This is a genomic window from Micromonospora parva (genome assembly GCF_040649675.1).
Taxonomy (GTDB): Bacteria; Actinomycetota; Actinomycetes; order Mycobacteriales; family Micromonosporaceae; genus Micromonospora; species Micromonospora parva.
The window spans coordinates 416,866-438,236 of record NZ_JBEZFX010000008.1; the positions used below are offsets into that span (position 1 = coordinate 416,866).

The window sequence follows — 21,371 nt, forward strand, 5'->3', positions numbered from 1 at the left end:
AGGCGGGCGGCCCGGCCGGCACTGATCGGACGCTGACCGGCTGCTGATCACCGGCGGGCAGGCTCGACGAGGTACGACGGCGACGGGCCACCGCCCCCGCCGGCACTGCTCACCAGGAAGATTTCCCGTGGACCCCAGGATCAACGGATTCGACTACCGCCGCGTCACCGTCGCCGACGGGGTGACGCTCAACGCCGCCGTGGGCGGCTCCGGGCCGGCGGTCGTGCTGTTGCACGGCTTTCCGCAGACCCACCTCATGTGGCGGCACGTCGCGGCCGACCTGGCCGCCGACCACACTGTCATCTGCCCCGACCTGCGCGGCTACGGCGACAGCGACAAGCCGCTCGACACCGACGGCACCGGGTACGCCAAGCGCACCATGGCCGCCGACATCGTGGCGCTGGCCGGCGCGCTCGGTCACGACCGGTTCGCGTTGGCCGGGCACGACCGGGGTGCCCTGGTCGCGTTCCGGGCCGGCCTCGACCACCCGGCGGCTGTCAGCCAGCTGGCCCTGCTCGACGTGCTACCCACCCTGGACATGTGGGACGTGCTGCACGGCACCAGCGCCGGTGTCGCGTTCCACCTGTACCTGATGGCGCAGCCGCCCGGCCTGCCCGAGAAGCTGATCGCCGGCAGCCCGGACGCCTTCTTCGGTCACTTCCTGGACATCTGGACCCGTGACCCGGAGGCCCTTCCGGCGCACGTGCGGGCCGCGTACCTGCGGGCGTCCCGCGAGGCGGTCCCCTCGATCGTCGCCGACTACCGGGCGTCGGCCGGGATCGACGTGGCGCACGACTCCGCTGACCGGGCGGCCGGCAACCAGCTGCGGATGCCGGTGACGGTGCTCCAGCAGGACTGGGGCGCGGCGCTGGGCTACGACGCGGCGGCGGTGTGGCGGGCCTGGGCGCCGGACCTGGAGCACCAGACGGTCAGCTGCGGACACTTCATGGCGGAGGAGGCCCCGGCCGAGGTGCTCCGGGCGGTGCGCGCCCTGCTTGCGCGTTGACCGATCGGCGACCCAGTCACCCCACTGTCACCCTCGGTAAGATATCCGACACCGACCGTCGGCGAGGTGGTGGAACGACCGGGTCGCCGCCTGCCGCGCACATGCCGTCCAGAGGCCTCTGAAATGCGCCCTGACCTGCGGTAATACGACGTTACGCCAGGTGGACGACAACCGGTCATCGGTGCTACACAGGCAGATAACGGCAGCCAACGACGTCTGGTCGCTCCGTACTTCTCGCCCAACGACCGTCAGCAGGCAACGCACCACTGGGGGCCTCGCCGCACGGATCGCCGCTCGACAGCGCGACCCACCCAACGGCACTGGTCCGCCGGCCACTGCCGGACGTCGGTCCTGGACCAAGGAGTTGCCGTGGGAAACCTCCGTATCCGATCCCGCCACCAGCCGTACGAGATCGCTGTCCTGGCCGCGGCGCCGCTGTGCGGCGTGCTGATGCTGACCCTCAACGTCCGTCCGACATCAGTTCAGACGTCCATGCCGGCACCGATCCAGGTCGCCTGGGAACTGGGGCTGATCGCGGTGGGCGTGGGTGGGCTACTGGGCATCGTGTGGCCCGGCCGGCTCTCCACCGGGCTCGGCCTCGAACTCGCGTCGGTGCTGGTGCTCGGCACGATCACCGGCATGTACGCGGTAGCCGTACTGGTGATGTCCGGCCGGAACTCCCTCGTCGCGATCTCGTTCGTGATGGCGGTGACTGTGGGATCGCTCTGGCGGGCCGCACAGATCGCCATCGACCTGCGTCGCCTGGCCCGCGCCTGCGAACTCGTCACCTACGAACAGTTGCGGACAGGTGTCACGTGAACAGCTCACCCCCACCGGCGGCACCGCACTGGGTGCAGGTGGCGCTCAGCGTGCTCGGCATCCTCGGCGGCGGCACCGGCCTGGCCGCGATCGCCGCCGTTGTGGTGCAGCGGGGCAAGTTCAAGGCCGATGCCGCCGACACCCTCACCGAGGCCGCCCTCACCCTCGTGCAGCCGTTGCAGACCCGGATCACCCAGTTGGAGGGCGAGGCGCTCAGCGCCCGGTCCGAGCTGGGCACGCTCCGCGAGCAGGTCAACCAGTTGCAGTTCGTGGTCCGGGTGCTCACCCGGACGCTGGACCGCTGGCGTGCCGCCATTCGTGCCCCGGACGCCACGCTGCGGAAGGTCCGCGCGACGGTGGCGGAGTCCGACCGGATCCCCGAGATGGACCGTTGACGCCGACGCGGCCCAGCGCCGCCCTCGCGCCCGGCGCAGCTCAGCGCCGTCGGCGTCCGGCGCAGCTCAGCCCGCGGCTCGCAGGCGTGCGATGAGGTCGTTCACCGCGGCCCGGAAGTCGGGGTCGGTTTCCCCCGGATGATGCCCCCGTAGCACTGGCGCAGACCGCTCCCCCGGTGCCGGCAGCAGGTCCGTCGGGTCCCGCAACCGCCGGTCGACGTGACTCGCCGGATCGGCCGGGTCCGCAGGCGGATCGCCGGGCCGGTGTGCGGCGAAGACCCACCCGCCGACCGGGTCGGTGTCCCGCCAGAGGTTGAGCCACCGCCAGCCGACCCGCTCCCCCACCTCACGAAGCATCTCCTCGTTGAAGTAGGCCGGAAAGAGCCGGGCGTACAGGCGGTCCAGCGGTGACCCGTAGGTGAGCAGGGCGACCCGTTGACCTACCTGCGGGGGCAGCCGCAGCACCGCGAGCGCGAGCAGCGCGGACCCGTGGCTGTGCCCACAGAGCAGCACCCCGACGTGACGCTCGGCGAGCTGGCTGATCCGGTCGGCCAACTCCGGCACCGCGCGGTCGGCGTAGCTCGGCGGCGCGAACGGGTGCGCGGCCCGGGGCCAGAAGGTGCCCAGGTCCCACAGGATGCCGACGTGCCGACGGAACCAGTTGGTCCGAAAGGCGAACACACCGCCGGCCAACAGCGTGAACGCCAACGCGGCGATGAGGTAGCTGCTCCCGTTGAGCCCCATCTCGATCACTCCGGCCGGCAGCCCGAGAAACCGCCGCGCCAACTCCTCCGGATCACGCCCGGTGCCCCCCACCAGACTCGTGGTCAGGCCGATCACCCCGAGCGCCGCGTACGTGACGGCCAGCAGACCCCACCACTCGGTGAACCGGGCCCGGGCGACGGTCTTCGTCGTCAACCGCAGCCGACCGACCGCCTCCGGCGCTACGTCCGGGAAGTCGCGGGCGGTGATGGCCGCCGCCGCCCGCAGCCGACGCCGCCGGGACACGACTGTCATCACGGCACACAGCAGCGCCGCCGCGACGAAGTGCAGGAAGAAGGCCAGCAGCGTCCAGCGGTACGGCAACGGTGGCCCCCCGTCACCGCGGTAGCCGCCGAGCAACTCCCCGCTCTGGTAGACGAGGTCGGCGGAGAGCCCACCGGCCAGGCCGACCGCGATGGTGGCGAGGACGGCCGCCCCCAGACCGGCGGGCAGCGCGGACCGGCCGCCCACCCGACCGTGGTGCCCCAGCACCACCGCGCTGAGCAGCACCAGCAGGGCCATCTGGCCGAGCAGTGCCCCACCCGCGATTCCGCCGTAGCCGGGCAGCCCGGTCGCCGGCGCCCAACCCCGCGGGTCCGCCGCCACGACGGCCAGGGTCGCCGCGCACAGGCCGGCCGCCGTGCGGGCGGTCCAGCTGGCCGTTCGCATGGTCGCCGGCCGGTCGATCACTCCCGGAGCGGCGAGCAGCCCGACGCAGGCCAGCAGCACCGCCGCGTTGAGCGCCAGCAGCAGCGTCGTCCCGAACGTCGCGCCGCCGACGCGGCGGGCCGTGAGCAGCACGAGGTCGAGTACGGCGAGCGCGGCGGCGACATGGATCGCGCGCAGCCGGCGCACCAGCGGCTCCATCGCCCACAGTGGATGATCGGTCGGGCCGGACCAGCGGGTACCCAGTAGGCGCAGGAGCACCACCGCCGCGATCGGCAGGAGCGCCAACACGGCCAGCCGCTCCCCGACGTGCCGGCCGTCGAGTCCGGCCATCGTGTCGAAGGGCGGGCGGCACCGGGCCGCGCCGAGACAGCGCCAGGCGATCAGGTCGAGGGCGACCCCGGCGACGGACACCACGTACAACACGGTGAGGTTGAGCGCGAGGAGCCGACACAGCACGTCGACCCCGGCCGCGCGGTGGCGGCCCGTGGGTCGCATCCACACCGCCACGTTGCCGAGCATGAACGGCAGCAGGAAGACCATGGCGAGGGTCCGGCCGACGGTGCCGGAGGGCAGGTCACCCCAGCGGTACGCCTCCAGCGTCACCCCGCCCGGTTCGGCGTCGTCCGATCGGGCGTCGCGGTGGAAGCCCCCGCTGTCGTCGCCGGCGACCTGCCGGACCTGCGGCCGGTCGAGGATGACAGTGGGGTCGCCCCCGGACACGCCGTGCACCCGCAACTCCACCACGTCGGGTCGTCGCGGCTGGTCGCCGTGCTGTCGTCCCTGCTCGGTCATCGGGGCCGCTGTCCGTGTCGCAGCTGGTCGGGCACGCCACTCTCACCGGATCGCCGGATGAACCGCCACAGCCCCGGCATCGCGTCGAACATCACCCAGAGCAGCAGGGCGACGATCAGCGGGGCCCGGTCCGAGTCTTCCCGCCGGAGCAGCAGCCGTCCCGGAAGCCTGCCCGCCATCGCCACCCTTCCCCGGCCGCAGCTGCCACCGCCGCCCCAGTCGTACCACCCGGACGGCCGGGCCTGGGCGGGTTCCGCCGAGCCCGGGCGTCGCGGTCAACGGCCGGTGCCGCGCCGCGCGATCAGGTCGGACGCCACGCTCCAGAGCCGCTCGGCGTTGCCGGGGTCGACGGCGTAGCCGGCCACGCCGCTGTAGTCGGCCGGCCGTTCGCTGACGATCGGGGCCTCGGCGCAGTCCTCGAAGTAGCGACCCCCGACCCCGTCCAGCAGCGGGGAGGCCGCGAGCAGCACCGAGGTCGCCGCGCCCTGTTGCGGGGTCTTCTGCCGTTCCTTGGGCGTACGCAGGCCGCCGGTGTGCTTCTGCAGACCGGTGGCGATGGCGCCCGGGTTGAGCGCGTTGGCGTGGATGCCCTCGCCCGCCCAGCGGCGGGTGACTTCCACGGCGAGCAGCGCCTCGGCGCTCTTGGACTGCCCGTAGGCCAGCAGCGGGTCGTACGGCCGGAACGCGAAGTGCAGGTCGTCGAAGATCACCGGGGAGAAGAGATTGCCGCTGGAGCTGACCGACACCACCCGGGCGCCGCCGGCCGCGGCGAGGGCGTCGTGCAGGCCGACGGTCAACGCGAAGTGCCCCATGAAGTTGGTGGCGAACTGCATCTCCCAGCCCTCGGCGGTGCGCTCCAGCTCGGGCAACGCCATGATCCCGGCGTTGTTGACAAGGATGTGCAGTGGCTGGTCCCAGCCGGCGACGAACTGGCGTACCGAATCCTGGTCTGCCAGGTCCAGCGCGCGGACGGTGACCCGCTGCGCGCCGATGCTGGCCGCGATGTCGGCGGCGGCCTGCTCACCCGCCGCGACCCGGCGGACCGCGAGCACGACGTCGGCGCCGGCGGCGGCGAGCGAACGCGCCGTCTCGACGCCGATTCCGGCGGCGCCGCCGGTGATCACGGCCCGCTTGCCGGTCAGGTCGACCCCGGCGAGGACCTCGTCGGCGGTCGAGGCGAAACCGAAGGGGGTGGTGATGGGCTCTGTCATTGCTGTCCCGTCTCTCGATCACGCTTACCCCGACACTGTCACCCCATGGGCCGGGGCTAGCCGGTTCCCTGTTTTTCCTGGTAGTGACAGGACCAGTCTGGGCGGCCGGTGGCTGCTCCTACGATGGGCGGGTGAGCACGGCCGGCCCGCTCGGCGAATATCTGCGTGCCCGGCGCGAGCTGATCGGGCCGGGTGACGTCGGGTTGCCGGGCAGCCCGTCGGCGCGGTCACTCGCCCGGCTGGCCCGCAGGGTCGGCAGGGCGGCGGACCGGGGCGCGTCGCGCTGACCCGAACCGGCCGGGCTACCGGTTGGCCGCCCGCTCGGCGACCACCACCGAGATGCCGTCGAGGACGCGTTGCAGACCGAACTCGAACGCGTACTCCGGGCCGTACGCGGCGCCGTGCTGCTGGCCGGCAGCGGTGCCGACCCGCGAGGCGATCGGGTAGGCGCCCGCCGTCATGAACCGCTCCAGCCAGGGCGCGTGCGACTGCCACCACTGGCCGTCGGTCATGCCGGTCTCGCGCTCCAGGTCGACCACCTCGGAAGCGGCGCGCGCGGCGCTCTTCACGTGACCGAGCACGAGGGTGAGCACCGCGTCGACCTCGACGTCGGTGAGCCCGATGTCGACGATCGCGGCGAGCTCGTAGTCGTACTTGGCCATCAGGTGCGGGCCGAGGACCGGTCGGGTCGTCTCGGCCCGCAGCATCCAGGGGTGCCGCTGGTAGAGCGCCAGGTTGTCGCGGGCGATCCGCTCCAGCCGGGTGCGCCAGTCGCCCTCGACGGCGGGTCGCGGCATCTCGCCGTACGCGGTGTCGATCATGACGGCGACGAGTTCGGCCTTGCCCGGCACGTAGGTGTAGACGGACATGGTGCCGACGCCCAGCGCCTCGGCGACCCGGCGCATGGTCAGCGCGTCGAGCCCTTCGGTGTCGGCGATGTCGATCGCGGCCCGGACCACCCGGTCGACGCTGAGCGCCGGGCCGGCGCTGCGGCTGGTCGGCTCCCGGGTGCGCCAGAGAAGGGCCAGGCTGCGGGCCGGGTCCGCGGTCGCCTTACGCTCAGTCGCCATAGTCCCGCCATGCTAACCGCCGGTGCCGTACGTCGTACCGGCAGCGGGGCCAGCGACGACAGCGGTGTGGGAAGGTTCTCAGGAACCCTCCCACACCGAGCGGTCGTGCTCAGAGAAGTCGGATGGCGTCCCACTGCCAGGAGGCGCTGGCCGGCACGGTCAGGCTGCCGGTGAACGCACCGAACCCACCGCTGGTGTTCGCCAGCGCGGTGTGCATGGTGATCGACCCGTCCGCCTGGCAGTACATCGCCGCGAGGTCGGTGCGGCCGTCGCCGTTGTGGTCACCGGTGATCGTCTTGAACGAGTCCCACTTCCAGGAGTTCGCGGGGAGCTTGTAGCTGCCGGTGAAGGTGCCGAACCCGCCACTGGCGTTGCCGAGCGAGGTGAACAGCTCGATCGACTCGTCCTTGTAGCGGTAGAGCATGCCGGCGTCGTCGCGACCGTCACCGTTGAAGTCACCGGTGGTCAGGCGGATCGCGTCCCAGTACCAACCCGCACTCGCCGGGACGGTCAGGCTGCCGGTGAACGCCGCGAAGCCACCGCTGGTGTTCGCCAGTGCGGTGTGCATGGTGATCGACCCGTCGGCCTGGTAGTACATGGCGGCCAGATCCGAGCGCCCGTCGCCGTTGTAGTCACCGGCGATGGTCCGGAACGAGTTCCACTTCCACGAGTTGGCGGGCAGCTTGTAGCTGCCGGTGAACGTGCCGAACCCACCACTGGTGGTGCCCAGCGAGGTGAACAACTCGATGGACTCGTCCTTGTGGTGGTAGAGCATCGCCGCGTCGTCACGTCCGTCGCCGTTGAAGTCACCGCTGGTCAAACGGATCGCGTCCCACTTCCAGGCCGCGCTGGCCGGTACGGTCAGGCTGCCGGTGAACGCCCCGAACCCACCACTGGTGTTCGCCAAGGCGGTGTGCATCGTGATCGACCCGTCGGCCTGGTAGTACATCGCCCCCAGATCCGAACGCCCGTCACCGTTGAAGTCACCCACGATGCTGCGGAACGAGTTCCACTTCCACGAGTTCGCCGGCAGCTTGTAACTGCCGAAGTACGCCCCGAACCCGCCACTGGCGTTGGCCAGCGAGGTGAACAACTCGATCGAGTCGTCGTTGTAGTGGTACAGCATGGCGGCGTCGTCGCGACCGTCGCCGTTGAAGTCCCCGGACAGTTGCACCACGTCCGGGTCCGCGACCGGAGTCGGCGCCGGGCTGCCGCCGGCGAGCGCCTGGAGCTGGCTGAGGCTTCCGTTGAACACGTCCTGGTCGCCCGGCAGGGAGCCGCTGTCCGAGTACTGCCACAGGGTGAACTGGTTCCAGCCCGCGGGCAACGGCTTGTACGTGGAGCTGTAGTTGGCGATGAAGAGCGGGTTGGCGCCGAACGTCGCGTTGTTGCCGGTGCACGGATTCCACCAGTTGGTGTTCGTGTAGATCATCGTTCGCTGGCCGGTGCGCGCGTAGACCCGGTCGACGAACTGCTTGACCCACGTCGACATCTGGCTCGTGCTCAGCCCGTAGCACGGGGACGGCGCGCCCGACCCCTCCCAGGGCCATTCGATGTCCAGCATCGGGATGAGCGTCTTGCCGTCCTGGGAGTACTGGGCGTGGTCGAGGAAGTAGTTCGCCTGGCTGGTGCCGTCGGACTTGTCGGGGCGGGCGTAGTGGTAGGCGCCGGCCAGGATGCCGTTCTGCTTCGCGCCTCGGAAGTTGGCGGTGAAGGAGCTGTCGATGAAGGAGAGCCCCTCGGTGGCCTTGGCGTAGGAGAACTTCGCGCCCGCGGCGGCCACCGTCGACCAGTTGATGGTGCCCTGGTGGTGTGAGACGTCGATGCCCGTCACCGGATAGCCCGGGGGGACCGCCGCTGTCGCTGTCATTCGGGAGAGGCCGGAGATGGCCGGGTGTCCGTTCGGGGCGTCGGCGCCCGGGTCCTTGGCGACGGCCGGTGTGGCGACCGCGAGCAGGGCGACCGCTGCCAACGCGGCGATGGCGCCCGACCTCGTTGTACTGATCATTACTGGTTACTCCTCGGCGTACGGGCGCGGGTGGGCGCCGGCTGATGCTGGTCTGGTCCGACGTGGCGACGCGTGCGGGAGGGCTCGACGGTCGAGCCCTCCCGCGGCGAGGGGAGAATCAGAGAAGGCGGATGGCGTCCCAGTACCAGGAGGCGCTGGCCGGCACGGTCAGGCTGCCGGTGAAGGCACCGAACCCACCGCTGGTGTTCGCCAACGCGGTGTGCATGGTGATCGATCCGTCGGCCTGGTAGTACATGGCGGCCACGTCCGACCGGCCGTCGCCGTTGTGGTCTCCGGTGATCGTCTTGAACGAACCCCACTTCCAGGAGTTCGCGGGGAGCTTGTAGCTGCCGGTGAAGGTGCCGAACCCGCCACTGGCGTTGCCGAGCGAGGTGAACAGCTCGATCGACTCGTCCTTGTAGCGGTAGAGCATTCCGGCGTCGTCGCGGCCGTCACCGTTGAAGTCACCGGTGGTCAACCGCACGGAGTCCCACTTCCAGTAGGCGCTGGCCGGCACGGTCAGGCTGCCGGTGAACGCCCCGAACCCACCACTGGTGTTCGCCAACGCGGTGTGCATCGTGATCGACCCGTCGGCCTGGTAGTACATCGCCGCCAGATCCGCACGACCGTCGCCGTTGTAGTCACCAGCGATGGTCCGGAACGAGTCCCAGGTCCAGGCGTTCGCCGGGATCTTGTAGCTGCCGGTGAACGTGCCGAACCCGCCACTGGTGGTGCCCAGCGAGGTGAACAACTCGATCGAGTCGTCCTTGTGGTGGTAGAGCATCGCCGCGTCGTCACGTCCGTCGCCGTTGAAGTCACCGCTGGTCAGCCGGATCGCGTCCCACTTCCAGGCCGCACTCGCCGGTACGGTCAGACTCCCGGTGAACGCACCGAACCCACCACTGGTGTTCGCCAACGCGGTGTGCATCGTGATCGACCCGTCCGCCTGGTAGTACATCGCCCCCAGATCCGAACGCCCGTCACCGTTGAAGTCACCCACGATGGTCCGGAAAGAGTTCCACTTCCACGAATTCGCCGGCAGCTTGTAACTGCCGAAGTACGCCCCGAACCCGCCACTGGCGTTGGCCAGCGAGGTGAACAAATCGATCGACGAGTCCTTGTGGAGGTACAGCATGGCGGCGTCGTCGCGACCGTCACCGTTGAAGTCCCCGGACAGTTGCACCACGTTCGGGTCCGCGACCGGCGTTGGCTCCGGCTCCGGCTCCGGTGTCGGCTCGGTGGCCTCGATACCGGTTCGCCGGATGGGTTTGTAGGTCCTCAGGTCGTCCCAACCGTTGAAGCCGCGTGAGCCCGTGTTGTTGTTCGCGTACGGGTTCTGCACCGTCTGCCCGTCGCTGTTGAACGAGTAGACATAGGCGCCCTTGGAGTGGTCGTTCTTGTCCTTCCAGAACGCGAAGAGCTCGATGTGGCCGCTGCGCACCATGGCGTCACCGGGCTGGAAGTCGTTGATGCTGCCGAGCGTGGTCCACATGGCGTTGCTGCCCTGGAACTGGTCGGTGACATAGCTCTGGGAGAGGTGCCAGGCCATCGAGACGAGACCTGAGCAGTCCCGCCGGTAGGTGTGCGAACCGTCGACGTCCTTGGCCCAGGTGCCGGTCTGGGTGTACGTGATGTCGCGATCGACCCAGTTCTGTGCGCGGTCGAGCATCTCGGTCCGGGTGATCGGCCCGTTGATCGATGACGCCTCGGCGGGCGAGATCGTGAGCAGGGCGTTCGCCCCGATGACCGCGAGGCTCAGCGCCGCACCGGCGATCAGCCGGGTCGTGTACTGCCGGTTTCCGCGTGCTGCGAAGAATCGCATAGCAGGTGTCCTCCAATGCAAAAGGTGGTTTTTCGGGCCGGTGAAGGGCCCGTCGGGGCAGCCGGCATCGCCTCGGGGGCAATGACAGCCACCGATCGCCGGTTAGAGTCGCTGCGAACGTGCAAGATCACGAGGGCTGCCGGCACCCCGGCGGCTCTCTGCGCATCGTTCGATGAAGTTGTTGCTGGCGGCTCCTCTCGGAAGGGGAAGTGCACTGGTCGGTCGTGCTCGCCTCTCCGGTAGCGGTGCATCGGATCGGCTGTGGCAAAACCTTCGCAGCCGCATTCGGTAGGGAAGCTGAACGAATTCTTGACAAGCACGTCCGGCCTGGTGACGGCCGATGTGGACGACCAAACGGGGCGCGGGGGCGATGCCGTGGAACTTCGAATACTCGGCGAACTACAGATCCAGGTGGCCGGCCGGCCGATCGAACTCGGCCCGCTGAAACAGCGCCTGGTGCTGGCGGCCCTGGCCGTCGACGTCGGTCGGGGCGTACCGGTCGAGATGCTGATCGACCGGGTGTGGGACGGCTCGCCCCCGGCGGACGCCCGCGGGGTGCTCTACACCTACATCACCCGGATCCGCCGGCTGCTCGCCGCCGCCGCGCTCGGGGAGGGCGTCAGCCCGATCACGGTGGCCCGGCGGGCGGGCGGGTACCAGTTGGAGGCCGCCGACGACCGGGTGGACCTGCGGCAACTGCGCACCCTGAGCGAGCAGATCCAGCACCTCGACGCGGATGACCCGCGACGGGCGCAGCTGCTGCGTCAGGCGGTCGAGCTGTGGCGCGGCGACCCGCTGGACGGGCTGCCCGGCGACTGGGCGGCCCGGGTCCGGGAACGACTGCGTCAGCAGGCGCTCGGCACGCTGGTGGAGTGGGCGGAGAGCGAGTTGCGCCAGGGCCGTCCCGGGCCGGTGGCCGACCGGCTCAGCCAGGCGTTGGAACGCGACCCACTCACCGAACCCCTCGTCCTGCACCTGATGCGCGCGCTGCACCTCGGCGGGCGACGCGCCGAGGCGCTGGACCAGTACGCCCGGACCCGCGCCCTGCTCTCCGACGAGTTGGGCGTCGACCCGGGCAGCGAGCTGCAGCTCCTGCACCAACGCATCCTGCGTGACGAGTCGGTGCCGCGCCCGGCGGTCGTGCGCGAACCGACGCCGCCACCCGCCGTGGCCCCACCACAGCCGGTCGCGTCGACCGACCCGGACGAGCAGGACCAGCCGGACGACGCACCGCGTGCCGGGCGGGCCGGCCCTGGCTGCCAGCTACCGCCCCCGCTGCCGGACCACACCGGATGTGAGGCGGAGATCGAGCAGGCGCTGACCGCCCTGGCCCAGCCCCAGCGGACGCTCACCGCACGGCCACCGCTGATGCTGTCCGGGCCCGGCGGCGTCGGCAAGACCTCGCTCAGCGTCCGACTCGCCCACCTGCTGCGCACCAGCTACCCGGACGGGCAGATCTTCGTGGGGCTCGACGGCCGGCGCAGCGACCCGGTCAGCGTCCTCAATCAGGTCCTGCGTGCCCTGGGCGTGTCGAACGTCCAGCAGCTGCGCAGCACCGAGGAGAAGCTGGGCCAGTACCGGTCGGCCATCAGCGGACGACGCATCCTGATCGTCCTCGACGCGGCCGTCAGCGCCGAGGAGGTCCGTCCGCTGGTGCCGGGCGACTCGGGCTGCGCCCTGATCGCCACCAGTCGGGCCCGGCTGACCACTGTTCCCGGGGCGCACCACGTCGAGCTGACGATGTTCAACTCCCAGCAGTCGTTGGCCCTGCTCGGGCAGATGATCGGCGCGGACCGGGTCGCTCGTGAGCCGGCGGCGGCGCAGACGCTCGTCGAACTCTGCGCCGGCCTGCCGCTCGCCCTGCGCATCGTCGGTGCGCGGCTGACCGCCCGACCACACCAGCGGATCGCCCGGCTCGCCGACCGGCTGCGCAACGAGCGCAACCGGCTCGACGAGATGACCGCCGACGGGCTGGCGGTCCGGCTCAGCGTGGCGGTCAGCTACCAGGGCCTCGACCCGGCGGCGCGGCGGATCTTCCGGTTGCTCGGCTTCATGGGGGCGCCCACCTTCGCCGAGTGGCTGGGCGCGGCGCTGCTGGGCGAACCGGTCGACGTCACCGAGGACCTGCTGGACCTGTTGGTCGACGCCCGGCTGATCGAGGTGGTGTCGGACCCGGTGCACCGCACGGTGCGCTACCGGATGCACGACCTGGTTCGGCTGTACGCGTACGAGCGTGCCGTCGAGGAGGACAGCACCGCCGAACTGCACACCGCGGTGGCCCGGGTGTTGACCGCGGCAACCGAGCTCAGCGAGCGCCTCGGCGAGCGGCTTCCGCACGCGGTGCCACCGCTGTACCGGCAACCGCCGATGCCGGTCAGTCTGCAGTCCTGTGTGCTCGCCGCGGATCACCTGCGGCCGGGCTGGCTCGACGCCGAGGGCGCGTGCCTGGTCGCCGCGGTGGAGCGCGCGGCCGAACTCGACATGGACGCCGCCGCCTGCGCGTTGGCCGACGCGCTGGTCTTCGCCTCGTTCGCGGTCCGCAACGACTTCGTGAGCTGGGACCGTACCCACGCGGCGGCGATCGGCGTCGCCCGCCGCACGGGCAACCGGGTGGCGCAGGCCGTCATCGAGTGCGGCATCGGGCTGCTCCGCTACAAGGAGGACCGGTTCGACGAGGCGGAGCGCTACTTTCCCGCCGCTGTGGCGCTCTTCGACGAGGCCGGTCACCAGGCGGGGGCCGCCGCCGCGCGCAACGGTCTCGGCACCGTGCTGCGCGAGGTGGGACGGCACCACGAGGCGATCCCGTTGTTGACGGCCGCCGCCGAGACGCTGGCCCGACTCGGCGACGAGAACGGCGCCGCGCACGCCCGCTACGGGCTCGGGCACTGTCACCGCGAGTTGGGGGACGACGCGGCGGCCACCGCGCGGCTCGGCGAGGCGATCGGCGCGTACCGCACCCTCGGCCACTGGCGGGGCGAGGCCATCGCCACCCGTGCCATCGGCCTGGTGCACCGGGCACGAGGCGAGTTGGACGAGGCGGAGGAGTGGTGCTCGCGCGCACACGCCCTGATCGTGGAGCATCAGGACGAGCACATCGCCTGCTACACGTCGCAGGCGCTGGCGAAGATCTGGCTGCGCCAGGGGAAGATCGACCAGGCCCGGGGGCCGCTCGACCGTTCCCTGATCACCTGCAAGCGGCTCCACGACCGGCTGGGCACCGCCCTCGTGCAGCGCACCATCGGTGAGCTGCACCTCGCCGCCGGCCACCTCGACGACGCGGTCCGCGCACTGGGGCTGGCGTACGACGGATGGCAGGCCCTCGGGCACGACCTGGGCCGGGCGCGAACCCTGCGCGACACCGGGATGGTCCGGGCGGCGGCCGGTGACCTGCCGGGGGCTCACACCGCCTGGGCCGACGCCCTGGCCGTGTTCACCAGGTTGGGCACCCGGGAGGCCGCGGAGGCTCCGGGCTGGCACCGGGCCTGCGGCCCCGACTGTGGCTCCGTCTTCGGGTCGCCCGCCGGCGGCCCGCTGGCCGTGTCGGCCGCCTGAAAGGCCGCTCCGCCTGCGGATTCAAGGTTTGTTCCAGCTCTGGCAGAGGCACGGCTCCTACCGTCGTCGGCGGGTCCGGGAAGTCAATCCGACCCGACCGACGAGGTAGGGAGTCAGCTGTGCGAGTTCGAGGCAGTGACGTGGCGATGGCGGTGGCGATGGCCCTGACGTGTGCGGTGGCGGGATGCGGGCAACCCGCCCCGCGCTCGGTCGGAGCGCCGGCCGCCAGCTCGCCCGGGTCCATCCCGTCCACGCCACCCCCGACCGGTGGTCCGTCGCCCTCCGTCGACGCCACGCGGACCGCGACCGCCGGGCCGGGCCCGGCGAGCGGCGCGGGGACCGTCGCCGGTGACGGTTCGGATCGGGCCGCCGCCGGTGCCGGCGCACCAGCGGAAGGCGGCGGAGCGCCGGATCGGGCAATCGACACCGACACCACCTGTACGCCCGGCACGTTGCAGGCGGCCAGCCAGGCGCTGCTGGGCGGCGTGCGGATCGCCCGAGTGGAGGTCTTCGCCTGTCGGAACTCCTATGCCCGGCTGACCGCCGTACCGGCCGGCTCGCCGGACACCCTTCCCGAACCGCAGATCTTTTTGAAGCGGTCCGGGGCGCAGTGGCAGCTCGCCGGGCGGGCGGCGGCGAACATCGACTGTGGCGACGGCGGCCTGGCACCGGCCATCAGCACGGCCTGCGGCGCGCTGGCCGGTTGACGTCCGGCGTGGACCGCTGCTCGCGTTGGCGGTGCCCGTTCAGAGCGCCTCGCTGTCGTCGGAGAGCGTGGGGCCGGCGGCGGCGGGCACCAGGTGTCGGACCTCGGGCTCCCCGTCGGTCAGCTCCCGGGCCCGTTGCTCGGCCGCGCGGTCCTCACCGGTCAACCGGCCGCCGTGCTGGCGCAGGTGCTCGTCCCAGGACGGCACCACATACACCTCGACGAAGCGATCCACCGTCTCGGCCGGGCGAAACAGCCCCCAGCGCATCGCCCCGGTCCGCTGCCGCGCGCCACGCACCAGGTCCATCGCCGCCAGGAACTGTTGGGCCCGCTCCGGCCGGACGGTGTACTGCACCGTCACCAGCACCGGCCCCACCCCCGGGTCCGGTTCGTGCGCCAGGTGCAACTGTGGCCAGTACGCCGCCGGTTCACGGTTCACCGACCGGAGGTCGGGCAGCGGCCAGATCCGGCTCGTCAGGGTGCCGACCAGCATCAGCGCCGCCGCCGCCAGGTACGCGAGGACCAACCCGCCCATGTCGGCCACCAGCCCCCAGAGCAGCGCGCCGACCGCCTGCCCACCGGCGAAGCACACCTGGTAGACGGCCAGGCCCCGGGCGCGTACCCAGCTGGGCAGGAAGAGCTGCATCTCGGCATTGACGTTGGCCAGCACGGTCACCCAGGCCATCCCGGCGGGCAGCAGGGCGAGCAGCACCAGCGGCACCACCGGCACGGTGCCGACCACGGTCAGCGCCACCGTGAACAGAGCCCCGGCGATCAGCAGGAGCTGGTTGGCCGACAGTCGGGTGCGGATCACGGCCAGCAGCACACCGCCACCGATGGCGCCCACGCCGAGGGCGGCCAGCAGCACCCCGTACCCACCGGAGCCCAGCCCCAGCCGGCGACTCGCGACCAACGGCAGCAACGCCCACAACGCGCTGGCCGGGACCACGAAGACCAACGCGCGGCGCAACAGCCGGCGCACCGTCGGCGAGTGACGGACGTAGCGGCTGCCGGCCCGCAACGCGGCGGTGAACCGCTCGGGCACCTCGACCGCGCGGGCGTTGTCGGGCCGCCAGCGCCACAGCGCGTACGCGAAGACGCCGAAGGCGACCGCGTTGATGCCGAAGACCGGGGCGACGCCGGTACGGGCGATCAGCACACCGGCCACCGCGGGACCGACCGCCCGCGCCACGTTCACGCTGATCGAACCGAGCGCGGACGCCGACCGCAGCTGGTCCTGCGGCACCAGCTCCGGGATCACCGCCGCCCAGGCCGGCAGGGTCAACGCCTGCCCGACCCCGAACGCGAAGGTGAGGGTGAGCAGCAGCGCCGGCGGCATCCGGCCGGTGACTGTGAGCAGTGTCAACGCCACCGCCACCGCCACCAGGAACAGCTGCACGGCGATCAGCAGGTGCCGGCGGTCGAAGCTGTCGGCCAGCACCCCGGCGGGCAACGCCAGCAGCAGCACCGGCAGCAGACTGGCCGTCTGCACCAACGCGACCAGGGTGGGGGCGTTGGAGTGGTTGATCAGCAGCCACTGCGCGCCGACGGTCTGCATCCAGGTGCCGATGTTGGCGGCGAGCAGGGCCAGCCACAGGTTGCGGTAGACCGCCGTCCGCAGCGGCGCCCACGCCGAGGCCGGACGGTCGGCGGGTCCGGCTGCGGCCGTCACCACCGCCCGTCCGCGCGCAGCACGCGCTCACCGGAGACGTAGAGGTCGTCGGGTTCGAGCAGCAGCAACCGGACGACCTCGGTGGCGACCTGTTCGGGCATGGCGTACACCTCGTCCAGGAACTCGGCACCCACCCGTTCCTGCAGTCGGGTCGGCATCGGCCCGGGGTGCAGCTGCATCACCTTGACCCGGTTGCTGTGCTGCGCCTCGGCCAGCGAGTCGACCAGGCTGTTGCCGTAGCTCTTGGTGGCCCGGTAGACGGGGATGCCGGGCCGGGGGGCCGCCAACGCCAGCGCGCCGATGTAGACGACGTTGCCGTGGCCCTGCCGGTCAAGGTGCCGCACCGCCTCCCGCAGCAGGTACGTGATGCCCAGAACGTTGATCTCCACGGCCCGCCGGATGTGCTCCACCGACAGGTCCCCCAGGTCGCCGCCCGCCCACATGGAGGCGCAGGCCGCCACCCCGTCGATGGTGCCGTAGCGCTCGACCACCCCGGCGAAGGAGTCGCGGACCTGCTCGTAGGAGGAGACGTCGCAGACCGCCCCGTCGCAACCCAACTCGTCGGTCGCCGCGGCGACCTCGGCCGGCACGTTGCCGAACACCACAACCCGGTGCTCGTCGACGAGCAGTCGGGCCACCGCGAGACCGAGACCGCTGGTCCCGCCGACCACCACGAAGGTTCTGGCACCCATGTCTCTCCAGCCGCCGCCGACACCGGTCACGCAGGCCGCGTGACGGCCCGTTCTTCCCCTTTCCGGACCCCGCACACCCGTTCGCGGGTAGTGCTGGGCATACCCCGAAGAGTGGATCTGGACGGCTGGGGCAGCCAGCCGCTGCCGATTAGCGTCTGCGGCATGACCACGGAACACCCTTCGCACCTGGCCGAGGCGCTGCGCCGCCGCCGCTGGCTGCTCACCGCGTGGCCCTGGCGGGCGCTGGCCTACCTGGTGACCACCGTGCCGATCGCCGGCGTGCTCACCGTCGGGCTGCTCGTCATCGGCGCGCCCCTGCTGGCCGCCGTCAACGCGTTCCGCCTGCACGGCCGGCCGCCGAGCGTCGCGCTGACGCTGTTCCTGGCCACCGGCAGCCTCATCCTGCTGGCGTTGGCCCCGCTGGTCAGCTTTCCGGTGGCCGCCGTCGAGCGGTGGCGGGTCGGGCTCGTCGACGGTCGTGCGCTGCCCTCGTCGCCGTGGCCGGGCCTGGTCGCCCGCTACCGCAGCGCCGCGACCTGGCGGGAGGTGGCGTATCTGTTCTGGCTGGGCGGCTTCGCGCCGGTCGCGTACTGGGTGTTCCTGCTGCTGGTCCTGCTGGACCTCGGGATGATCTCCAGCCCCTGGCTGGCCGGCGACGCCAACCAGCCGGTGGTGATCTGGCAGCCGATCGACAGCACCGGCGAAGCCATTCCGTACGCGATCGTGGGGGTGCTGCTGATCCCGGTGCTCTGGTACGCCGTCGGCCTGCTCGCCGCCGTGCAGGCGGCCGTGGCCCGGTGGCTGCTGGCCCATCCGGTGGACGCGGCGGCGCTGCGCGAGGTCACCCGCTCCCGCACCCGACTGGTCGGGGCGTACGAGGCCGAACGCCGCCGCATCGAACGCGACCTGCACGACGGCGCACAGCCCCGACTCACCAGCCTCACCCTGCAGCTGGGGCTGGCCCGGCTGGACGTGCCCGAGGACTCCCCGGCCTCCCGACCCCTCGCCGTGGCGCACGACCAGGCCCGGGGTCTGATGGTGATGCTGCGGCAGTTGGTGCACGGCATCCGCCCGCAGAGTCTCACCGACCTCGGCCTGGCCGGTGCGGTACGCGAACTGGCCGACGCCGCCACCATCCCGGTTGCCGTGCGCGCCGACCTGCACGGCGAGCTGCCGGAGATCGTGGAGACCACCGCCTACTTCGTGGTCTCCGAGGCGCTGGGCAACGTCGCCCGGCACGCCCGGGCTACCCGCGCCGACGTCCGCCTCACCCAGGCCGGCGGTGACCTCGTCGTCGAGGTGACCGACGACGGCCACGGCGGCGCCGACCCGGCGCGGGGCACCGGCCTGACCGGGCTCGCCGACCGGGTCGCCGCCGTGGGCGGCCGGCTGCTGCTGTCCAGCCCGGCCGGCGGGCCTACAGTGGTGCGGGTGGAGCTGCCATGCCGTCGGTGACCCGGGTGGTGCTCGCCGAGGACGAGGTGCTGCTGCGCGAGGGTCTGGTGGCGCTGCTGAACCGCTTCGACTTCACTGTCTGCGCCGCCGTCGGCTCCGCACCGGACCTGCTGGCCGCGGCCCGCGAACACCAACCGGACCTGGTGCTGACCGACATCCGGATGCCACCGGGCCGCCGCGACGACGGGCTGCGCGCGGCCGTCGCGTTGCGCGCCGACCGACCCCAGCTGCCGGTCGTGGTGCTCAGCCAGTACGTGCAGACCGGGTACGCGGCGGCGCTGCTGGACAGCGGCGACGGCCAACGGGTGGGCTACCTGCTCAAGGACCGGGTCGCCGAGGTCACCGAGTTCGTCGACACGCTGCGCCGGGTCGCCGACGGCGGCACGGCCATCGACCCGGACGTGGTCCGGCAGCTTCTGCACCGCCCCCGCGATCCGCTCGCCGCGCTGTCCGCCCGGGAGCGCGAGGTGTTGGCGCTGCTCGCCGAGGGGCGCTCCAACGCGTCGATCGCCGGCCGCCTGCACGTCAGCGAGGCGGCGGTCGGCAAGCACGTCGGCAACATCCTGGTGAAGCTCGACCTGCCGCCCAGCGACGACACCAACCGCCGGGTGCTCGCGGTCCTCACCTACCTGCGCGCCGACGCCGCGAGCTGACCAGCGCCGGGCCGCGACCGGGCACGACCGCCCGGGGCGTAGATTCGATCAGCGGGGCCGCCGTCACCAGGGCACGGCCCGGGGAGACGGGGGCACGGCATGGCGAAGGCGCTGCGGGTTGGTCTGCTGGGGTACGGGCTGGCGGGCCGGGTGTTCCACGCGCCGCTGATCGCCGCGACCCCGGGCCTGCGGCTCGACGCCATCGTGACCCGTGATCCGCAGCGGCGCGAGCAGGCCCGACAGCACTTCCCGGACGCCCGCCTGGTCGACGACGCCGACGAGCTGTGGCGTACCCCTGCTGACCTGGACCTGGTCGTGGTGGCGACGCCGAACCGGCAGCACGTGCCGATGGCGCGCGCGGCGCTCGCCGCCGGCCTGCCGGTCGTCGTCGACAAGCCCCTCTCCCCGACCGCCGCGGAGGGCCGCACGCTGGTCGACGAGGCGACCGAGCGCGGGGTGCCGCTGACGGTCTTTCAGAACCGCCGCTGGGACGGCGACTTCCTGACCGTCCGCCACCTGGTCGAGCGGGGCGAGTTGGGGCGGGTGCTGCGCTTCGAGTCCCGGTTCGAGCGGTTCCGCCCGACCATCAAGCCGGGCTGGCGGGAGCTCGCCGGCCCGAAGGAGGCCGGTGGTGCCCTCTTCGACCTCGGCGCCCACCTCGTCGACCAGGCGGTGCAGCTGTTCGGCCGGGTCGACCGCGTCTACGCGGAGGTGGACCGTCGCCGCGCGGGCGCAGCCGTCGACGACGACGCCTTCGTGGCGTTGACCCACGCCAACGGGGTCCACTCGCACCTGTGGATGGGCGCGGTGACCGCTCAGCTCGGGCCGCGCCTGCGAGTGCTGGGCGATCGGGCCGGCTACACCAGCTACGGGCTGGACGTGCAGGAGGCGGCGCTGCACGACGGCGGCCGACCGGACCAGCCGGGCTGGGGCGAGGTCCCGCCGGAGCGCTACGGCCTGCTCGGTGTCGACGGTGACCTGCGGCCGGTGCCGACCGCGCCGGGCGCGTACCAGAGTTTCTACGCACAGGTGGCGGCCGCGTTGCGCGACGGCACACCGATGCCGGTGGACCCACGGGACTCGGTCCACACGGTCGAGCTGATCGAGCTGGCGCACCGGTCGGCGGCCGAGGGCGTGGTGCTGCCGGTCCCGACCGTCTGACCGGTTCGCACGTCCCGTCACCTGGGCTGCTGAGGCGTACGCGGAAAACCGGTGGAGCGGCGCCGCCGTGCGCCGTTACCGTGCTGCGCAACAGGTCGTCTAGGCAAGGACGTGCCGTTGTACACCCTGTGAGACCTCCCGAGAGCTGATCTGTCGCGCGTCGCGCCTGTGCGCCGCGCTCCTTTTTGCTGCGGACTTCTCACTGAAACCGGTGTACCTCTGTGCTCATCAATTGGGCCGTCGTGCCCACCTGCCTGCCCATCATTCGCCGCCGTTGCCACGGGTGCGCGTCCCAGCGCCTTCGGGCGAGCGGCAAGTTCCGGGTCAACGCCAACCACAAGCTCATCGATACCTGGCTGCTCGCGCTCTGTACCGAGTGCGGGGAGACGGCGAAGCTCACCGTCCTGGAGCGGATGACCGTGCGCACCATCCCACCCGAGATGCTGGACCGGCTCCATGCCAACGACCCCGGCCTGGCCGCCGAACTGCTCCAGGATCCGGACGTTCAGCACCGCAACCGGTTCACCCTGGACTGGACCGACGCCTGGCGTCTCGACACCGCCGGATCGGATCACCTGGACTGTGACGTGCTCGACGTCGCGGTCCGCAACGCGGCACGGATCCCGGTCCGGCCGACCCGGCTGATCGCCGACGGTTGCGGTCTGTCGCGGGGCGAGGTCAGCCGACTCATCACGGAGGGGAAGGTTGTTTCGGCGGCCCGGTTGAGCGGCAAGCTCTCCGGCGACTTCACCTTCACGCTGAAACGCTGACCCGTCCTCGGGGTCTGTCCGGCATGACGCCGGGCAGGCCCCTAGGGCCTGTTTCATAAGAACTGGCCGGCCTGCGGCGGGCCCGGACGACGACCGGCGGCGTTGCGGTTTCGTCCGGATACGACACCGGTATCCGGACGAAACCGCGCCTTGCCG

At 71.7% G+C, this 21,371-nt stretch carries 18 protein-coding genes; 10 read left to right on the forward strand and 8 right to left on the reverse strand.

Annotation, left to right across the window (positions count from 1 at the left end; translation table 11 throughout):
- Nucleotides 1-127 precede the first annotated feature (127 nt).
- The 3 genes from AB0C03_RS22315 to AB0C03_RS22325 all read left to right on the forward strand — a co-directional run bounded on the left by AB0C03_RS22315 (nucleotide 128) and on the right by AB0C03_RS22325 (nucleotide 2,220).
- Nucleotides 128-1,006, forward strand: a complete 879-nt coding sequence (locus AB0C03_RS22315; protein ID WP_030335902.1) for an alpha/beta fold hydrolase — start codon at nucleotides 128-130, stop codon at nucleotides 1,004-1,006.
- Nucleotides 1,007-1,375: 369 nt separating this feature from the next.
- Complete coding sequence (locus AB0C03_RS22320; RefSeq protein ID WP_156057840.1) at nucleotides 1,376-1,825, forward strand: hypothetical protein; 450 nt, start codon at nucleotides 1,376-1,378, stop codon at nucleotides 1,823-1,825.
- Nucleotides 1,822-2,220 carry a hypothetical protein gene (locus tag AB0C03_RS22325; RefSeq protein WP_030335905.1) on the forward strand — a complete coding sequence of 133 codons (399 nt, stop codon included), beginning with the start codon at nucleotides 1,822-1,824 and terminating at the stop codon, nucleotides 2,218-2,220. The genes AB0C03_RS22320 and AB0C03_RS22325 overlap by 4 nt, the downstream gene beginning before the upstream one ends.
- 66 nt (nucleotides 2,221-2,286) lie before the next feature.
- On the opposite strand, the gene AB0C03_RS22330 is transcribed toward AB0C03_RS22325, so the two are convergent.
- The 3 genes from AB0C03_RS22330 to AB0C03_RS22340 form a co-directional block, all read right to left on the reverse strand.
- The gene (locus AB0C03_RS22330; protein WP_051708763.1) at nucleotides 2,287-4,443 is read right to left on the reverse strand and encodes a hypothetical protein; all 2,157 of its coding nucleotides are present in this window, start codon (nucleotides 4,441-4,443) and stop codon (nucleotides 2,287-2,289) included.
- Entirely contained in the window at nucleotides 4,440-4,622 is a 183-nt protein-coding gene (locus AB0C03_RS22335; RefSeq protein WP_030335909.1) for a hypothetical protein, read from the reverse strand. The genes AB0C03_RS22330 and AB0C03_RS22335 overlap by 4 nt, the downstream gene beginning before the upstream one ends.
- A 96-nt stretch (nucleotides 4,623-4,718) precedes the next feature.
- Entirely contained in the window at nucleotides 4,719-5,654 is a 936-nt protein-coding gene (locus tag AB0C03_RS22340) for an SDR family NAD(P)-dependent oxidoreductase (protein WP_030335911.1), read from the reverse strand.
- A gap of 131 nt (nucleotides 5,655-5,785) precedes the next feature.
- Between AB0C03_RS22340 and AB0C03_RS22345 the strand changes: the two genes are divergently transcribed.
- Entirely contained in the window at nucleotides 5,786-5,941 is a 156-nt protein-coding gene (locus tag AB0C03_RS22345) for a hypothetical protein (protein ID WP_156057843.1), read from the forward strand.
- Between the two features lie 15 nt (nucleotides 5,942-5,956).
- On the opposite strand, the gene AB0C03_RS22350 is transcribed toward AB0C03_RS22345, so the two are convergent.
- From AB0C03_RS22350 to AB0C03_RS32355, 3 genes are all read right to left on the reverse strand, one after another.
- Nucleotides 5,957-6,724: a TetR/AcrR family transcriptional regulator gene (locus tag AB0C03_RS22350; protein ID WP_030335913.1), complete on the reverse strand. Its 768-nt coding sequence runs from the start codon at nucleotides 6,722-6,724 to the stop codon at nucleotides 5,957-5,959.
- Nucleotides 6,725-6,833: 109 nt separating this feature from the next.
- Nucleotides 6,834-8,732, reverse strand: coding sequence for a GH25 family lysozyme (locus tag AB0C03_RS22355; protein WP_357638688.1), 1,899 nt, complete (start codon nucleotides 8,730-8,732; stop codon nucleotides 6,834-6,836).
- A 118-nt stretch (nucleotides 8,733-8,850) separates the two neighbouring features.
- Nucleotides 8,851-9,690, reverse strand: coding sequence for an FG-GAP repeat domain-containing protein (locus tag AB0C03_RS32355; RefSeq protein ID WP_435823379.1), 840 nt, complete (start codon nucleotides 9,688-9,690; stop codon nucleotides 8,851-8,853).
- 1,239 nt (nucleotides 9,691-10,929) lie between these two features.
- Between AB0C03_RS32355 and AB0C03_RS22365 the strand changes: the two genes are divergently transcribed.
- Together AB0C03_RS22365 and AB0C03_RS22370 are read left to right on the forward strand one after the other, a co-directional pair.
- Nucleotides 10,930-14,106 (forward strand): AfsR/SARP family transcriptional regulator, encoded by a 3,177-nt coding sequence (locus AB0C03_RS22365; protein WP_357638692.1) that lies wholly within the window; start codon nucleotides 10,930-10,932, stop codon nucleotides 14,104-14,106.
- Between the two features lie 119 nt (nucleotides 14,107-14,225).
- The gene (locus AB0C03_RS22370; protein ID WP_357638694.1) at nucleotides 14,226-14,813 is read left to right on the forward strand and encodes a hypothetical protein; all 588 of its coding nucleotides are present in this window, start codon (nucleotides 14,226-14,228) and stop codon (nucleotides 14,811-14,813) included.
- Between the two features lie 39 nt (nucleotides 14,814-14,852).
- Here the strand turns inward: AB0C03_RS22370 and AB0C03_RS22375 are convergent, their stop codons facing one another.
- Nucleotides 14,853-16,487 carry an MFS transporter gene (locus AB0C03_RS22375; protein ID WP_030335922.1) on the reverse strand — a complete coding sequence of 545 codons (1,635 nt, stop codon included), beginning with the start codon at nucleotides 16,485-16,487 and terminating at the stop codon, nucleotides 14,853-14,855.
- Nucleotides 16,481-17,176: an SDR family NAD(P)-dependent oxidoreductase gene (locus AB0C03_RS22380; RefSeq protein ID WP_030335924.1), complete on the reverse strand. Its 696-nt coding sequence runs from the start codon at nucleotides 17,174-17,176 to the stop codon at nucleotides 16,481-16,483. Before AB0C03_RS22380 ends, AB0C03_RS22375 begins: the two co-directional genes overlap by 7 nt.
- A gap of 162 nt (nucleotides 17,177-17,338) precedes the next feature.
- Here AB0C03_RS22380 and AB0C03_RS22385 point away from each other — a divergent pair, with 162 nt between their 5' ends.
- The 4 genes from AB0C03_RS22385 to AB0C03_RS22400 all read left to right on the forward strand — a co-directional run bounded on the left by AB0C03_RS22385 (nucleotide 17,339) and on the right by AB0C03_RS22400 (nucleotide 21,215).
- A complete protein-coding gene (locus tag AB0C03_RS22385; protein ID WP_357638697.1) occupies nucleotides 17,339-18,631 on the forward strand; it encodes a sensor histidine kinase in 1,293 nt (430 codons plus the stop codon).
- Nucleotides 18,619-19,284, forward strand: a complete 666-nt coding sequence (locus AB0C03_RS22390; RefSeq protein ID WP_030335928.1) for a response regulator transcription factor — start codon at nucleotides 18,619-18,621, stop codon at nucleotides 19,282-19,284. Before AB0C03_RS22385 ends, AB0C03_RS22390 begins: the two co-directional genes overlap by 13 nt.
- 99 nt (nucleotides 19,285-19,383) lie before the next feature.
- Entirely contained in the window at nucleotides 19,384-20,445 is a 1,062-nt protein-coding gene (locus AB0C03_RS22395) for a Gfo/Idh/MocA family oxidoreductase (protein ID WP_357638699.1), read from the forward strand.
- A gap of 221 nt (nucleotides 20,446-20,666) precedes the next feature.
- Nucleotides 20,667-21,215, forward strand: coding sequence for a DUF1062 domain-containing protein (locus AB0C03_RS22400; protein WP_210861613.1), 549 nt, complete (start codon nucleotides 20,667-20,669; stop codon nucleotides 21,213-21,215).
- Nucleotides 21,216-21,371 lie beyond the last annotated feature (156 nt).

Bases quoted from the DNA above. Each gene is read 5' to 3' on its own strand.
- AB0C03_RS22395 (WP_357638699.1), top strand. From the start codon at position 19,384: ATGGCGAAGGCGCTGCGGGTTGGTCTGCTGGGGTACGGGCTGGCGGGC.
- AB0C03_RS22350 (WP_030335913.1), bottom strand. From the start codon at position 6,724: ATGGCGACTGAGCGTAAGGCGACCGCGGACCCGGCCCGCAGCCTGGCC.
- AB0C03_RS22330 (WP_051708763.1), bottom strand. From the start codon at position 4,443: ATGACCGAGCAGGGACGACAGCACGGCGACCAGCCGCGACGACCCGAC.
- AB0C03_RS22355 (WP_357638688.1), bottom strand. From the start codon at position 8,732: ATGATCAGTACAACGAGGTCGGGCGCCATCGCCGCGTTGGCAGCGGTC.
- AB0C03_RS32355 (WP_435823379.1), bottom strand. From the start codon at position 9,690: ATGTACTACCAGGCGGACGGGTCGATCACGATGCACACCGCGTTGGCG.
- AB0C03_RS22390 (WP_030335928.1), top strand. From the start codon at position 18,619: ATGCCGTCGGTGACCCGGGTGGTGCTCGCCGAGGACGAGGTGCTGCTG.
- AB0C03_RS22340 (WP_030335911.1), bottom strand. From the start codon at position 5,654: ATGACAGAGCCCATCACCACCCCCTTCGGTTTCGCCTCGACCGCCGAC.
- AB0C03_RS22385 (WP_357638697.1), top strand. From the start codon at position 17,339: ATGACCACGGAACACCCTTCGCACCTGGCCGAGGCGCTGCGCCGCCGC.
- AB0C03_RS22335 (WP_030335909.1), bottom strand. From the start codon at position 4,622: ATGGCGGGCAGGCTTCCGGGACGGCTGCTGCTCCGGCGGGAAGACTCG.
- AB0C03_RS22380 (WP_030335924.1), bottom strand. From the start codon at position 17,176: ATGGGTGCCAGAACCTTCGTGGTGGTCGGCGGGACCAGCGGTCTCGGT.